The sequence below is a fragment of the Bradyrhizobium sp. SZCCHNR1053 genome (genome assembly GCF_032381235.1).
Lineage (GTDB): Bacteria > Pseudomonadota > Alphaproteobacteria > Rhizobiales > Xanthobacteraceae > Bradyrhizobium.
On the sequence record NZ_JAUHJM010000001.1, the window covers coordinates 859,411 to 871,882 of the forward strand.

Annotated in this window: 14 protein-coding genes; 5 read left to right on the plus strand and 9 right to left on the minus strand. The window is 64.9% G+C overall.

All coding sequences use genetic code 11. The annotated features are described in order from the left end of the window. Positions 1 to 352: 352 nt before the first annotated feature. From QX051_RS04120 to QX051_RS04135, 4 genes are all read right to left on the minus strand, one after another. Positions 353 to 574, minus strand: a complete 222-nt coding sequence (locus QX051_RS04120) for a hypothetical protein (protein ID WP_315711437.1) — start codon at positions 572 to 574, stop codon at positions 353 to 355. 26 nt (positions 575 to 600) lie between these two features. Continuing rightward, the gene (locus tag QX051_RS04125) at positions 601 to 816 is read right to left on the minus strand and encodes a hypothetical protein (RefSeq protein ID WP_315740226.1); all 216 of its coding nucleotides are present in this window, start codon (positions 814 to 816) and stop codon (positions 601 to 603) included. A 207-nt stretch (positions 817 to 1,023) separates the two neighbouring features. Next, positions 1,024 to 1,536 (minus strand): transcriptional regulator LdtR, encoded by a 513-nt coding sequence (ldtR, locus tag QX051_RS04130; RefSeq protein ID WP_008962376.1) that lies wholly within the window; start codon positions 1,534 to 1,536, stop codon positions 1,024 to 1,026. 360 nt (positions 1,537 to 1,896) lie between these two features. Next, positions 1,897 to 2,364, minus strand: coding sequence for a DUF6163 family protein (locus tag QX051_RS04135; RefSeq protein WP_315740227.1), 468 nt, complete (start codon positions 2,362 to 2,364; stop codon positions 1,897 to 1,899). A 216-nt stretch (positions 2,365 to 2,580) separates the two neighbouring features. On the opposite strand from QX051_RS04135, the gene hemB reads away from it, so the two are divergent. The 3 genes from hemB to QX051_RS04150 all read left to right on the plus strand — a co-directional run bounded on the left by hemB (position 2,581) and on the right by QX051_RS04150 (position 5,241). Next, positions 2,581 to 3,642 carry a porphobilinogen synthase gene (hemB, locus tag QX051_RS04140; protein WP_315758572.1) on the plus strand — a complete coding sequence of 354 codons (1,062 nt, stop codon included), beginning with the start codon at positions 2,581 to 2,583 and terminating at the stop codon, positions 3,640 to 3,642. 197 nt (positions 3,643 to 3,839) lie between these two features. Further along, positions 3,840 to 4,373: an RDD family protein gene (locus QX051_RS04145; protein ID WP_315775165.1), complete on the plus strand. Its 534-nt coding sequence runs from the start codon at positions 3,840 to 3,842 to the stop codon at positions 4,371 to 4,373. 91 nt (positions 4,374 to 4,464) lie between these two features. Continuing rightward, a complete protein-coding gene (locus QX051_RS04150) occupies positions 4,465 to 5,241 on the plus strand; it encodes an arginyltransferase (RefSeq protein ID WP_315775167.1) in 777 nt (258 codons plus the stop codon). Between the two features lie 88 nt (positions 5,242 to 5,329). Here QX051_RS04150 and QX051_RS04155 read toward each other — a convergent pair whose 3' ends face one another. Next, complete coding sequence (locus QX051_RS04155; protein WP_315775168.1) at positions 5,330 to 6,706, minus strand: Nramp family divalent metal transporter; 1,377 nt, start codon at positions 6,704 to 6,706, stop codon at positions 5,330 to 5,332. 203 nt (positions 6,707 to 6,909) lie between these two features. Here QX051_RS04155 and QX051_RS04160 point away from each other — a divergent pair, with 203 nt between their 5' ends. Both QX051_RS04160 and QX051_RS04165 read left to right on the plus strand, forming a co-directional pair. After that, a complete protein-coding gene (locus QX051_RS04160) occupies positions 6,910 to 7,698 on the plus strand; it encodes a class I SAM-dependent methyltransferase (RefSeq protein WP_315775170.1) in 789 nt (262 codons plus the stop codon). A gap of 102 nt (positions 7,699 to 7,800) precedes the next feature. Beyond that, positions 7,801 to 9,027: an MFS transporter gene (locus QX051_RS04165; RefSeq protein WP_315775172.1), complete on the plus strand. Its 1,227-nt coding sequence runs from the start codon at positions 7,801 to 7,803 to the stop codon at positions 9,025 to 9,027. Here QX051_RS04165 and QX051_RS04170 read toward each other — a convergent pair. The 4 genes from QX051_RS04170 to QX051_RS04185 form a co-directional block, all read right to left on the minus strand. Continuing rightward, entirely contained in the window at positions 9,024 to 9,458 is a 435-nt protein-coding gene (locus QX051_RS04170; protein ID WP_315740234.1) for a universal stress protein, read from the minus strand. The two genes, QX051_RS04165 and QX051_RS04170, sit on opposite strands and share 4 nt — an antisense overlap. A gap of 62 nt (positions 9,459 to 9,520) precedes the next feature. After that, positions 9,521 to 10,795 carry an adenylate/guanylate cyclase domain-containing protein gene (locus QX051_RS04175; protein ID WP_315775173.1) on the minus strand — a complete coding sequence of 425 codons (1,275 nt, stop codon included), beginning with the start codon at positions 10,793 to 10,795 and terminating at the stop codon, positions 9,521 to 9,523. A 37-nt stretch (positions 10,796 to 10,832) separates the two neighbouring features. Beyond that, positions 10,833 to 11,237, minus strand: coding sequence for an arsenate reductase (glutaredoxin) (arsC, locus tag QX051_RS04180; protein ID WP_315775174.1), 405 nt, complete (start codon positions 11,235 to 11,237; stop codon positions 10,833 to 10,835). 206 nt (positions 11,238 to 11,443) lie between these two features. Next, positions 11,444 to 12,406, minus strand: a complete 963-nt coding sequence (locus QX051_RS04185; protein ID WP_315775175.1) for a cation diffusion facilitator family transporter — start codon at positions 12,404 to 12,406, stop codon at positions 11,444 to 11,446. Positions 12,407 to 12,472: the final 66 nt, after the last annotated feature.

Below are 12,472 nucleotides of genomic sequence, written 5' to 3' on the forward strand. Positions count from 1 at the left end.
GATCCATAATGGGATCACCATACTTGCCGCGCTTCTCGCCGCGCTTGAACGGGGTAGGCGACAGCGGCTCATCAAACCGATCAGCAATTTTCGTGATCGTCGTCGCTGCGCAGGCGCCTATTCTGGCCAGTGCTTCTCGACTGTTCGGTCCCTTCTGGGGTCAAACCGTCTCAGCCATACTCTTCGTGGGCAGGCTCAGCTCACCGCACGCGAAGGCCAAGATTCCTGCCACGACAACGACTCGGGACACCAAATGCATCGCCCCCCAAATACAAACAACCTGCATGAAACCGGATGGTCTCATACAGGTTGTGAGGCAAGCGCGCGGCGAGCAATGCCGCACCGAAAGACATCAGAGGCCGGTGTAGCCCGCCTTCACCGGATCGACGCGGCCATCGAGCTGACGCAGATAGGTCAGGCCGCATACCGTCAGGCGGTGCGGATCGCGCTCGCCGGCTTCGAACAAGGTCTGGATATAGGCGCTCACCTTGCGGCGCGCCTCGTCGCTCGCCGCGGCGGTGCGGTTCGCCAGCAGGTCGTAAGTGTGCATGATGCGATCGATGGCGGCTTCCATATCATCCCCTCTTGAACGTCAGGCCGTCAGGCAGACTTGAACATCGAGATCGCCTTGTTGGCGAGCTTGAGCTTGTTGAATTCTCCACGGTGAATCAGCTGAACGATGATGTCGACAAGTCTCTCGTTCGGCGCGAACTCCTCTGGCAGCTCGCCGGAGAGACGCAGATAGTTGGAGGCGATGGCATAGGCATCCCCAACCATCGCCACGTTCATGACTTGCATTCCGGCATCGTGCAGCATGGTCCGACCTCCGGTCCAGGGACATAAGCCCAGGAGCCTCGATTGGTTCCAATTCGGACCGGGGTTTTTGCCAAGGTTTTTGCCAAGGCGAACAAGAAAACGCCGGCCCGAAGGGGCCGGCGCAAGAACGACTTCCAGACGATCAACGGCTGTCCGGTCTTGGCTCTCGATGTCTGAGGCCGGCTCAGCCGAAACGGTGAGACCGGCTCAGAGGCGATACAGGATCTGGTCGGTCCAGAACCGCTCGAGACGATGCAGCGACTTGTTGAGCGTGGAGAACTCCTCGCTCGAAATGCCGCCGACCTGCTCCACGGTCTTGACGTGCTTCTGATACAGCGAGTCGACGATGCGGCGGATCTCCTGCCCCTGCGGGGTCAGGCGGATGCGGACCGAGCGGCGATCGACGCGCGAGCGCTGGTGATCGAGGAAGCCGAGCTCGACCAGCTTCTTCAGGTTGTAGGAGACGTTGGAGCCGAGATAGTAGCCGCGCGTGCGCAGCTCGCCCGCGGTCAGCTCCTTGTCGCCGATGTTATAGAGCAGCAGCGCCTGGACCGAATTGATATCGGAACGACCGCGGCGGTCGAACTCGTCCTTGATGACGTCGAGCAGACGGCGATGCAGCCGCTCCACCAGCGTCAGTGCTTCCAGATAGAGCGACTGCACGGTGCCGCCCTGGCCCGGCGCAGCAGTCTCCACGGCCGTCGCAACGGCTTTCATCATGACACTTCCCCTGTCGTCGTTTTTGTCGACTTATTCGACGAAACTTTTGTCCCGTCTGATAGAACGAACTTAAGGGGCGTGCTTTGAAGATCGCCTTAAATAAGAGCATAAAGAGAGAATGAATCGCGGAGAGTGAATCCTCTTTTAATTCAGTAATTACAGAGGCTTTTGCAATAGTCCGTTGACGGTCGAGGGGCGATGTTCGCGGTTCGTTTCACCCACCTGTCGCATTACAAAACACGCTTGGGTAGCGCCGCTAAGGTCTCTGTAACGGCTGTGGCAGACGCTCTTAAGGTGTTCGAAACATTACTTGCATCGCGCTGAAAAGATTTACAGCGTGCAACGAATTTTCCGCACGACCTATGGTGGCCGCTCCCGGGCCGCCATCCAGGCCAGTACGAGGTAGGCGGCGAGCATGACCGCCTCGCCCGCGACCACCAGCAGATTGCCGCCATAGATGCCCGGGAACATGAGCTCGATGACCGCCATCGAGACGACCGTGGTGAGCCACACCACCGCGCCCCACGGCGTGGCCAGCCACAGGCCCACGGCGGCGACGAGCTCGATCACCGCGAAATAGACCGTCGCGGCCTGCCAGGCCATCGCCTGGTTCTCGAACGCGTCGTCCTCGCCGCCGATGAAGCCGGTCACCTGGGCCCAATGGTAAAGGCCCTTGGCAATCGAGAGCATGGCCATGACCCGCAGGAACAGCACGAGCCGCCGCGTCCAGACATTGTCGTCGCTCTCGCGCCGATCCGAGGACATGGCGGCAATCGACATGGCGGCGTTGTCACGCGCCAGATCTCGCGCCGAGGGAATCTCAGCCATGGCAGCTCGAGCAGAACAGGCGGGTCGTCATTGGGGCCTCTCAAGACCAGGAGCATGGCGATTCTTGGCCGGCCGGCACCGTGAAATCAACCGGGCCGGAAATCAACCGGGCCGCTTGCGTCAGGTCAAGTGACGGGCGACGGGCAAAGTGCTACAGATTGTTGGAATTACAACAAGTCAAAATCCGGCTCGCCGGTCAGCAAGGAGCCAGCCCTCATGGCGATCAAATTCGGGCGCCCGATCGACCTGCGCGACACCGCGCGCAATCCGGCCACTGGACTGACGCCGGCGCTCGACCTCACCATCCGTCCCCGCCGCAACCGCAAAGCTGAATGGGCCCGCCGGCTGGTGCGCGAGAACGTGCTCACGACGGACGATCTGATCTGGCCCCTGTTCGTGGTGCAGGGCGACCGGACCCGCAGCACCGTCGCCTCGATGCCGGGCGTGGAGCGGCTGAGCGTCGACGAGATCGTCCGCGACGCCGAGCGCGCCGCCAAGCTCGACATTCCCTGCATCGCGCTGTTCCCCTATACCGAGCCGTCGCTGCGCGACGAGCACGGCTCCGAGGCCTGCAATCCGGACAATTTGGTCTGCCAGGCGGTGCGTGCGATCAAGAAGGAGTTCCCGGAGATCGGCGTGCTCTGCGACGTCGCGCTCGATCCGTTCACCAGCCACGGTCATGACGGCCTCATCAAGGACGGCCGCATTCTCAACGACGAGACGGTCGCCGTGCTGGTGCGCCAGGCCCTGGTCCAGGCCGAAGCCGGCTGCGACATCATCGCGCCGTCGGACATGATGGACGGCCGGGTCGGCGCGATCCGCCAGGCCCTGGATCAAGCCGGCTTCCTCGACGTGCAGATCATGGCCTATGCGGCCAAATATGCCTCCGCCTTCTACGGCCCGTTCCGCGACGCGATCGGCTCGGCCAAGACGCTGACCGGCGACAAGCGCACCTATCAGATGGACAGCGCCAACTCCGACGAGGCGCTGCGCGAGGTCGAGCTCGACATCGCCGAGGGCGCCGACATGGTGATGGTGAAGCCAGGCATGCCCTATCTCGACGTCGTCAGGCGCGTGAAGGACACGTTCAGCATGCCGACCTTCGCCTATCAGGTGTCGGGCGAATACGCGATGATCACGGCCGCCGCCAACAATGGCTGGATCGACGGCGACCGGGCGATGATGGAAAGCCTGCTGGCGTTCAAGCGTGCCGGCGCCGACGGCGTGCTCACCTATTTCGCCCCGCAAGCTGCCGAGCGGCTGCGGCAGCAGCGCTGAGGAGGCGCCAGGATCTTTCCGAGACCCCCACGCTCCTTGAGCGGGCCGCTCCTTTCGCCTGCGCGGGCCGCCGGCTCGCGAAGTTCTGGCTTACAAGTCGCGAAATAGCCGGAAATTTGCCGCGCCCCGAGCAAGAACAGCCCTTGCAAGCGCAAGAGGGGTTCCCATGTCCTGGGTGCCAATCCGGAGGGCTTGTCATGGCGTACATGAGTTCAGGCGATAGCAATGGCGGTCCCGGTGCTCGGCCACACGCCTACGATCCCTATCAGCAGCCGGAATTGTTTCGCGGCGTGCTGACGCGGCGGATGATTGCGTTCCTGATCGATCTCCTGGTGCTCTCGGTCCCGGTGATCCTGGCGGTGATCTTCATTGCCGTTTTCGGCGTGGTCACGCTGGGTCTCGGCTGGGCGTTGTTCTGGCTGGTGTCGCCGGCTGCGGTGATCTGGGCCATCGTCTACTACGGCGCAACGATCGGCGGGCCGAACTCGGCGACGATCGGCATGCGGGTGATGGATCTGGAGGTACGGACCTGGTATGGCGCGCCGGGCTATTTCGTGCTCGGTGCCGTGCACGCGGTCTGCTTCTGGGTCTCGGTCTCGGCGTTGTCGCCGTTCGTGCTGCTGATCGGACTGTTCAACAGCCGCCGCCGGCTGCTGCACGATTTCGTGCTCGGTACCGTCGTGATCAACACGTCCGTGCGCTCGCAACTGACTGAACCGGCTCGCACCTGATGAGACGTCCGGTGGCACTGCAAAAGCGATTGACCGGCGGCCTCCGGAGCGCAATTCTGTTGATGATCGCCTCGGAGGCTCACGACGTTCCTTGACCCAGCATTCGCGTGACACCCCGCAATTCTACCTGACCGCGCCCTCGCCCTGCCCCTATCTGCCGGGGCGGCAGGAACGCAAGGTGTTCACGCATCTGGTCGGCGACAAGGCGACCGATCTCAACGACCTCCTGACCCATGGCGGCTTCCGCCGCAGCCAGTCGATCGCTTACCGGCCGGCCTGCGACCAATGCCGGGCCTGCGTGTCCGTCCGCGTGATCGCCAACGAATTCCGCCCCTCGCGCAACTTCCGCAAGGTGCTCGCGCGCAATTCCGATCTGGTCGGCGAGCAGCGCAGCGCCGTGCCGACCTCCGAGCAATATTCGATCTTCCGCAGCTATCTCGATCAGCGCCATCGTCATGGCGGCATGGCCGACATGACGGTGCTCGATTACGCCATGATGGTCGAGGACAGCCATGTCGAGACGCGAATCATCGAGTACCGCCGCCGCAATCTGAGCAACGGTCCGAATGCCCGCGGCGGCGAACTGGTCGCAGTGGCGCTGACGGACGTGCTCAGCGACGGCCTGTCGATGGTGTACTCGTTCTTCGCCCCCTCGGAGACCACGCGCTCGCTCGGCACCTTCATGATCCTCGACCACATCGCCCGGGCGCGGCGCCAGGGCCTGCCCTACGTCTATCTGGGCTACTGGATCGAGGGTTCGAAGAAGATGGACTACAAGAGTCGCTATCTGCCGCAACAACGTCTCGCGGCTGCCGGCTGGCTGCGCGTGGATGCCGAAGGCGACACCGCGCCCGAGCCGCAGGACTAGAGGAGGCGAATAGCGAATGGGGAGTAGCGAATAGAGCGCTTCGAACGTCCCTATTCGCTACTCCCCACTCGCTATTCGCCTCTCCTCATCATCCCGTGGCCAGATCCCACACCAGCTTGGTATTGAGCGCAATGATCACCACCGCGATCAAGGTCGCGAGCGCCGTCAGCCAGCGCGGCGCCACGAACTGCCCCATCTTGGCCCGGCTCGCGGTGAACAGCACCAGCGGCACGATCGCGAACGGCAGTTGCAGGCTGAGCACGACCTGACTGAGGATCAGGAGCTGCCCGGTCGCCTTCTCGCCGGCCCAGATCGTCACCACCACGGCCGGCACGATTGCGATCATGCGGGTGATCAGCCGGCGCAGCCAGGGCGCGATCCGCCAGTGAAGAAAGCCTTCCATCACGATCTGACCGGACAGGGTCGCGGTGATCGTCGAATTCAGGCCGCAGCACAAAAGCGCGATCGCAAACAGCGTCGGTGCCAGCGTCGACCCGAGCAGCGGCGCCAGGAAGGAATGCGCCTGATCAAGCTCGGCGACGTCGCGTTGTCCGGTCCGGTGGAACGTCGCCGCCGCCAGGATCAGGATCGAGGCGTTGATGGTCAGCGCAAGGCACAGCGCGATGGTCGAATCGATCGTGGAGAGCGTGATCGCCTCGCGCTTGTCCTCTGGGCTGTCGCCGTAGCCGCGGGTCTGGACCAGACCCGAGTGGAGATACAAATTGTGCGGCATCACGGTGGCGCCGAGAATGCCGAGCGCCAGATAGAGCATCTCCGGGTTGGCGATCAGCTGTCCGCTGGGGACGAAGCCTTTCACCACCTCGGCCCAGTCCGGCTGCGCCATCGCGATCTGGATCGCGAAGCACAGCGCGATGATGCCGAGCAGCGCGACCACGAACGCCTCGATCCAACGGAAGCCGAAGGCCTGCAGCGCCAGGATCAGAAAGACATCGAGCGCGGTGACGCAGACGCCGATCGACAGCGGCAGCCCGAACAGCAGGCTGAGACCGATCGCAGTACCGATCACCTCGGCGAGGTCGGTGGCCGTGATCGCGATCTCCGCCGACAGCCACAGCGGCAACGAGACCCAGCGCGGCGTCGAATCGCGGCACGCCTGGGCCAGGTCGCGGCCGGTGGCGACGCCGAGCCGGGTGCACAGCGACTGCAGCACGATCGCCATCAGGTTGGACAGCAGCGCGACCGACAACAGCACGTAGCCGAACTTGGCACCGCCGGCGAGCGAGGTCGCCCAATTGCCGGGGTCCATGTAGCCGACCGCGACCAGATAGCCGGGCCCGAGAAAGGCGAGCAGCTTTCGCCAGAGCGACCCCTTGGTTGCGGTTCGCACCGTCGCGAACATGTCGCCGAGAGAGGGCTCACCGCGCTCACCGCGCCAGCCGGAGCGGCCGTCGCTGGGCTGAACCAAGGCTTGCAGTTGCGAAAGATCTGACGGTTTTGCGTCCATTCCGCTATCCTGAACGAAACCGACCTTTAATGCAACTGATTTGCAAGTAGAGGAGCGCTGCAGGCGGGTGCCCGCGAGCGTTGGTATTAATCCAATACCATTCCATCATGGCAGCTGCTCGCCCTTGCCGATTCGCGAGAGCGCCTGAAGCACACACGAATCGGCGCGGCCGGGTCCCCGTCTCCCCACTGACCGGATCCAACATGTCTGCCCACCTTGGCCTCCGACCGATCTCCAACGCGCCTGTTCCTTGCAAGATCTGTGACGGTCCTGCCGACCTCTACGGCGTCGTCGACATGAACCGCCCATGCCAGACGGCGCATGCGTATCGCGCGCCGCTCTCGGGTGTGCCCATCTATTACCGGCGCTGCGCGGACTGCGGCTTTCTGTTCACCGACGCCTTCGACGACTGGAGCATCGAGCAGTTCAAGACCCACATCTACAACGACGGCTACGAAGCCGTGGATCCCGACTATCGGGTCAAGCGCCCGACCGACAATGCGGCGGCCGTCGCCCGCTTCTGGGCGCCACACAAGGCCGGCATGCGGGTGCTCGACTTCGGCGGCGGCAACGACGTGTTCTGCACCGGCCTGCGTGCTCAAGGCTTTGCGGAAGCGGTCACCTATGATCCGATGGTGGCCGAGCACGCCACCCGCCCCGATCGCAAGTTCGATCTCGTCACCTGCTTCGAGACGCTCGAGCACGTGCCCGATCCGCTGGCGACGATCGGAGCCATGGCGGCCTGCGTGGCCGAACCGGGCGCGGTGTTCTACTCGACGTTGACTCAGCCGGACGACTTCGACAGCCAGGGCATGTCCTGGTGGTACATTGCGCCGCGCAACGGCCACATCTCGATCTACACCCAGCATGCGCTGGCGCTGGCCTGGCACCGGTTCGGCTTCAAGACGGCGCCGCTGAATGCCGGCACCCATCTGGCGTTCCGCACGCTGCCCCCGGAATGGGGACTGGCCGAGGCACCGACCGCGGCATAGGCCGTCCGCAGCACGACGGCCGATACCGGAGATCAGGAAGCGGGTGGGCGCAAGGAGGCGGCGTGTTGATGATGGCCACATCATCACATCAGGTTCCTCTTCATGCCTCCTTCTCCCGCCCTGCCCGCCGGCTTCCACCGCCTCGCCTGGTCGAACCTCACCGCGCAATCGGCCGAGCAGATCGCGCTCGCCGCAGCACCGATCGTCGCGGTGCTCGCGCTCGGTGTCGGCGAGGGCGAGACTGGACTCTTGCAGACGGCACTGACCGCGCCCTTCGTGCTGTTCGCGATCCCTGCGGGGCTGCTCGCCGACCGGATGTCGCGACGGCTGCTGATGGCCCTGGCAGAGACGCTTCGCGCGCTCGCGCTGCTCGCGATCCTCATCGCCTTCGCATCCGGCGCGCTCACGCTGCCGCTGCTGGCGGCGCTCGGATTCGCGGCGGTGTGCGGCACGGTCGTGTTCAGCGTCGCAGCACCTGCCCTGGTGCCGAGCCTCGTCGCCCCGACCCAGTTGGCGTCCGCGAATGCGCGCATCGAGCTTGCCCGCACCATCGCCTTTGCCACCGGGCCCGCGCTGGGCGGCATGCTGGTCGGCTGGATCGGCGGCGCTCCGGCCTTCGGCTGCGCCGCGGCGCTCTCGCTGATCGCAGCCATGTGCCTGGCCGGCATCGCCGAGCCCGCCCGTGCGCCGGTGCCGCGCCGCCATCCGCTCGCCGACATCCGCGAAGGCGCCGCCTTCGTGCTGCATCATCCGCTGCTGCGGCCGGTGTTCGTCACCCAGTTCATCTTCAACACCGCGCATTTCCTGCTGCTCGCGGTGTTCGTGCCCTATGCGGTGCACCGGCTCGGCCTGTCGGCGGGAGGCGTCGGCACGGTGCTGTCGATGTTCGGCGTCGGCATGGTGTGCGGCGCGCTGCTGGCGACGCGCATCATGCGGCGGCTGCCGTTCGGCACCGTCATCGGGCTCGGCCCCGTCACCGGCTTCGCCGCGGCGCTCATCATGGCACTGACCACGTTCGTCCCCTCGCCCTACCTTGCCGCCCTCAGCTTCTTCCTGCTCGGCGCCGGGCCGATCCTTTGGGTGATCTCGACCACGACGCTGCGGCAGTCGGTGACGCCGGCGGGCCTGCTCGGGCGGGTCTCGGCCATCAACATCCTGAGCTATGGCGCCCGTCCGCTGGGCTCGCTGCTCGGCGCGGTCGTCGGCGGCCGCTACGGCGCCGACATGTGTCTCTACCTCGTCGCCGCCATCTTCGGCCTGCAGGCGCTCGTCATCCTCGCCTCGCCGGTCGTCGCGATCGCGCGCCAGCCGGAGCCGCAGCCCGCCTAGCGATAGACCAAGATCGGTACGGTCGAATGCGTCAGCACCTTCAAGGTCTCGCTGCCCAGGATCGCCGAGACGCCGCGCAGCCCATGCGAGGCCATCAGCACCAGATCGCAATGCTGCTTGCGCGCGGTCTCGACGATCGCCTCATAGGGCTTGTCGTGCTCGACGCAGAGCGTGGCGCAGGCGACGCCGGCCTGCTCGGCATCGTCCTTCACATGATCGAGGTATTTCGCGGTCTGATCGGCCACCAGCGACTTGTATTGCGCAAGCGCCTTGGTCGCAGCGTGGGGATCGACGACCAGCGAATGCAGCGGCGTCGACACCACCAGCGCCGTGACCCTGGCTCCGGTCGCCTTGGCGAGCGCGATACCGTGCTTGATTGCGGCCTTGGAAAGGTCGGACCCATCGGTCGGCAGCAGAATATGTTTGTACATGAGCTTTCACCTCCCGGCAGAGGATGCTGGGCAGACTCGCTTCTGCGGGGCATTGACGTGGGTCAAGGGTGCGACATCTCGTCCGCCAGGTAGTTCTCGTAGGCCCGCGTGGCCGATGCGCTGCCGGCAAGTTCCGGATCGAGCGTGAAGAGATCCTGCGCGCGGCCGATGCCGCGCAGCGCGTAGCGCCCGGTCGACACCAGATAGCGGCGACCTTCGTTGTCGAGCCCCTCGCAGAACTCGGAGGATGCCAACAGTTCGCGATCGACCGAGCGGCACATCGAGGCGATGCGGCTGACCTCGTTGACGGCCGGTCCCACGACGGTGAAGTCGAGCCGGTCCTCGCTGCCGATATTGCCGTAGAACACCTCGCCGACATGCAGGCCAACATAGGCCGAGGTGACGGGCCGTCCCTCGCCGGCGCGCCGCGCGTTCAGCTTCATGATGTTCAGCCGAAAGCGATGCTCGGCGCGCAGCGCAGCGTGACGGGCCGAGGCCATGTCGCCGCCGGTGAAGATCGCCAGCACGCCGTCGCCGATCAGCTTCAGCACGTCGCCGCCCGACTCGTAGATCGCGTCGATCGATGCCTCCGCATAGTCGTTGAGCAGCGGGATGATCTCGTCCGGCGAGATGCTCTCGCTGATCGCAGTCGAACTGCGCAGGTCGGAGAACCACAGCACCGCATTGATGCGCTCGGTGACACCGCGGGAGATCCGGCCGCGCAGCACCTGCTCCGACGCATCGCGGCCGAGATAGACGCGGCCAAGGGTTCGCACGATATCGACCTGCTGCGCGGATTTGATCGTCAGCGCGAGCAGCGGGACCAGGTCGCGCAATGCGCCGACCTGCGTATCGGTGAAGCCGCCGTCACGTCGCGTCAGCCAGTTGGAATAGAAGCAGTCCATCTGGCCGAGCGTGCCGGCTTCCCCGAACCGGTGCACGAAGGCGAGATAGTGCCGATGCCCCTGTGCGGAAAGCTCCTCGATGACCGGAAAATCGAGATGCGCACAATTCGTGAAGTCGATGCTGAACTCGTCATGGCCGTTCTCCAGCATGTGGTGGAAGACCGAGCGCCGCCAATTCTGTGCCGCCTCTCCCTCATTGCTGGAGCCATATTCAAAGCTGTCCGCTTCGTTCGTGTCGAAATCGTTCCAGCGGAAGCCACGCCCCTCGAAAATCGGATGCAGCGTATCGATGATCGCAAGGCTGCGCGACAATTCAAGCCCGGCCACGCGGCAGCGCTCGCAGAAGCCGCGCAGGATCTCATTTTCGGGCATGCCGGTCAGGCTCTGAGCCACGAGCCAGTTCGCCACTTCGAGACGGGTCGCCGTGTCCATGGTTTCAGCTCATCAACGCGTCACGATCCGGAAAGCTTCAGGCCGGCCGGCTCACCACCTCGCCGTCCTCCTTGGTGAAGGAGGAGACGGGATGATCGAGCAGGTCGAGCACAAGTTCGGACGGGCGGCAGAGCCGCGCGCCCTTGCTGGTCACCACGATCGGCCGGTTGATCAGGATCGGATGCGCGAGCATCGCCTCGATCAGCTGGTCGTCGGTCCATTTGGAATCGCCCAGCCCAAGCTCGGCATAGGGCGTGCCCTTTTCGCGCAGCACGTCGCGCACCTTGACGCCCATCGCGTTGATCAGCGCAATCAGCTGCTCGCGGCTCGGCGGGCTTTTCAGATATTCGATCACCTCAGGCTCCTCACCCGAGGCGCGGATCATCGCGAGCGTGTTGCGCGACGTGCCGCAGGCCGGATTGTGAAAGATCGTCACGGGCATGGGCTGTCCAGTCGTTGCGTTCCAAAGGCACATTCCCGTGCCATGCGTCTCACCCCACGCATCGTGTCCCTGATGGTGCGGCCGCGATGCGGGAAATGGTCACTGTTACCACGGCGCCGCCGCCGGCCGGAATGGGAACTCCGCCGGTCGAGAGAAATCGCCGGCGCGCTGTGCAGACTGGCTGGCGGGAGCTGACCCATCGCGGCTCACACCACGTCGGCAGGAGCGAGCTTGCAGGCGCAGCCATCGGCCTCGATCTGCAGGGTCGGATGCTGGATGTTGAAGCGATGTGACAGCTCGGCGCAAACGCGATGCAGGAATGCATCATCCGTTCCGCCTGCCCGTACCAGATGCGCCGTCAGCGCGGTCTCGTTGGTGCTCATCGCCCAGATGTGGAGGTCGTGCACCTGGCTGACGCCGTCGAGGGAGGCGAGATATTCGCGCACCTCCGGCAGCGCGATGTCGCGCGGCACAGCGTCGAGCGCCAGATTGACGCTGTCGCGGGCGAGATCCCAGCCGCTCAGGAGCACGACGAGCGCGATAACCAGGCTGACCACCGGATCGATCCACAGCCACCCCGTCCAGATCGTGACCAGCGCCGCGACGACCACGCCGAACGACACGGCGGCATCGGCGGCCATGTGCAGGTAGGCGCCGCGAATGTTGAGGTCGGTGTCGCGGCCGCGCATGAACATCATCGCGGTGGCGCCGTTGATGGCGATGCCGAGCGCGGCGACCCACAGCACGGTGGTGCCGGCCACCTCGCCCGGATTGCGCAGGCGATCGAGCGCCTCGACGGCGATGCCGCCGACCACCACCAGCAGCAGCCCCGCATTGATCAGCGCCGCCAGGATCGAGGCGCGGCGATAGCCGTAGGTATGGCGGTCGGTCGGCCGCCGGCCCGCCAGCCATAGGGCGCCCCAGGCCAGGAGCAGCGACATCACGTCGGACAGATTGTGGACGGCGTCCGAGATCAGTGCCAGCGAATGCGCGGCATAGCCGAACACAAGCTCGGCGATGACGAAGGCCGTGTTGAGCGACACGCCGATCGCAAAGGCCGCACCAAAGCTCGCCGGCGCATGGCTGTGGCCGGCATGGCCGTGGGCATGTGAGGGGCCATGATCATGGGAATGGTCATGGCCGTGATGATGAGAATGCGAGTGCGCCATCCAACGTGCCCCCGGGCGATCGCGCACCTCGCGATCGCCCGCTGCCTGATATAGACGGCCGCTCGA

Bases quoted from the DNA above. Each gene is read 5' to 3' on its own strand.
- QX051_RS04120 (WP_315711437.1), bottom strand. From the start codon at position 574: ATGGAAGCCGCCATCGATCGCATCATGCACACTTACGACCTGCTGGCG.
- QX051_RS04125 (WP_315740226.1), bottom strand. From the start codon at position 816: ATGCTGCACGATGCCGGAATGCAAGTCATGAACGTGGCGATGGTTGGG.
- QX051_RS04145 (WP_315775165.1), top strand. From the start codon at position 3,840: ATGGCGTACATGAGTTCAGGCGATAGCAATGGCGGTCCCGGTGCTCGG.
- QX051_RS04135 (WP_315740227.1), bottom strand. From the start codon at position 2,364: ATGGCTGAGATTCCCTCGGCGCGAGATCTGGCGCGTGACAACGCCGCC.
- QX051_RS04155 (WP_315775168.1), bottom strand. From the start codon at position 6,706: ATGGACGCAAAACCGTCAGATCTTTCGCAACTGCAAGCCTTGGTTCAG.
- hemB (WP_315758572.1), top strand. From the start codon at position 2,581: ATGGCGATCAAATTCGGGCGCCCGATCGACCTGCGCGACACCGCGCGC.
- QX051_RS04175 (WP_315775173.1), bottom strand. From the start codon at position 10,795: ATGGACACGGCGACCCGTCTCGAAGTGGCGAACTGGCTCGTGGCTCAG.
- QX051_RS04165 (WP_315775172.1), top strand. From the start codon at position 7,801: ATGCCTCCTTCTCCCGCCCTGCCCGCCGGCTTCCACCGCCTCGCCTGG.
- QX051_RS04160 (WP_315775170.1), top strand. From the start codon at position 6,910: ATGTCTGCCCACCTTGGCCTCCGACCGATCTCCAACGCGCCTGTTCCT.
- QX051_RS04185 (WP_315775175.1), bottom strand. From the start codon at position 12,406: ATGGCGCACTCGCATTCTCATCATCACGGCCATGACCATTCCCATGAT.
- arsC (WP_315775174.1), bottom strand. From the start codon at position 11,237: ATGCCCGTGACGATCTTTCACAATCCGGCCTGCGGCACGTCGCGCAAC.
- ldtR (WP_008962376.1), bottom strand. From the start codon at position 1,536: ATGATGAAAGCCGTTGCGACGGCCGTGGAGACTGCTGCGCCGGGCCAG.
- QX051_RS04170 (WP_315740234.1), bottom strand. From the start codon at position 9,458: ATGTACAAACATATTCTGCTGCCGACCGATGGGTCCGACCTTTCCAAG.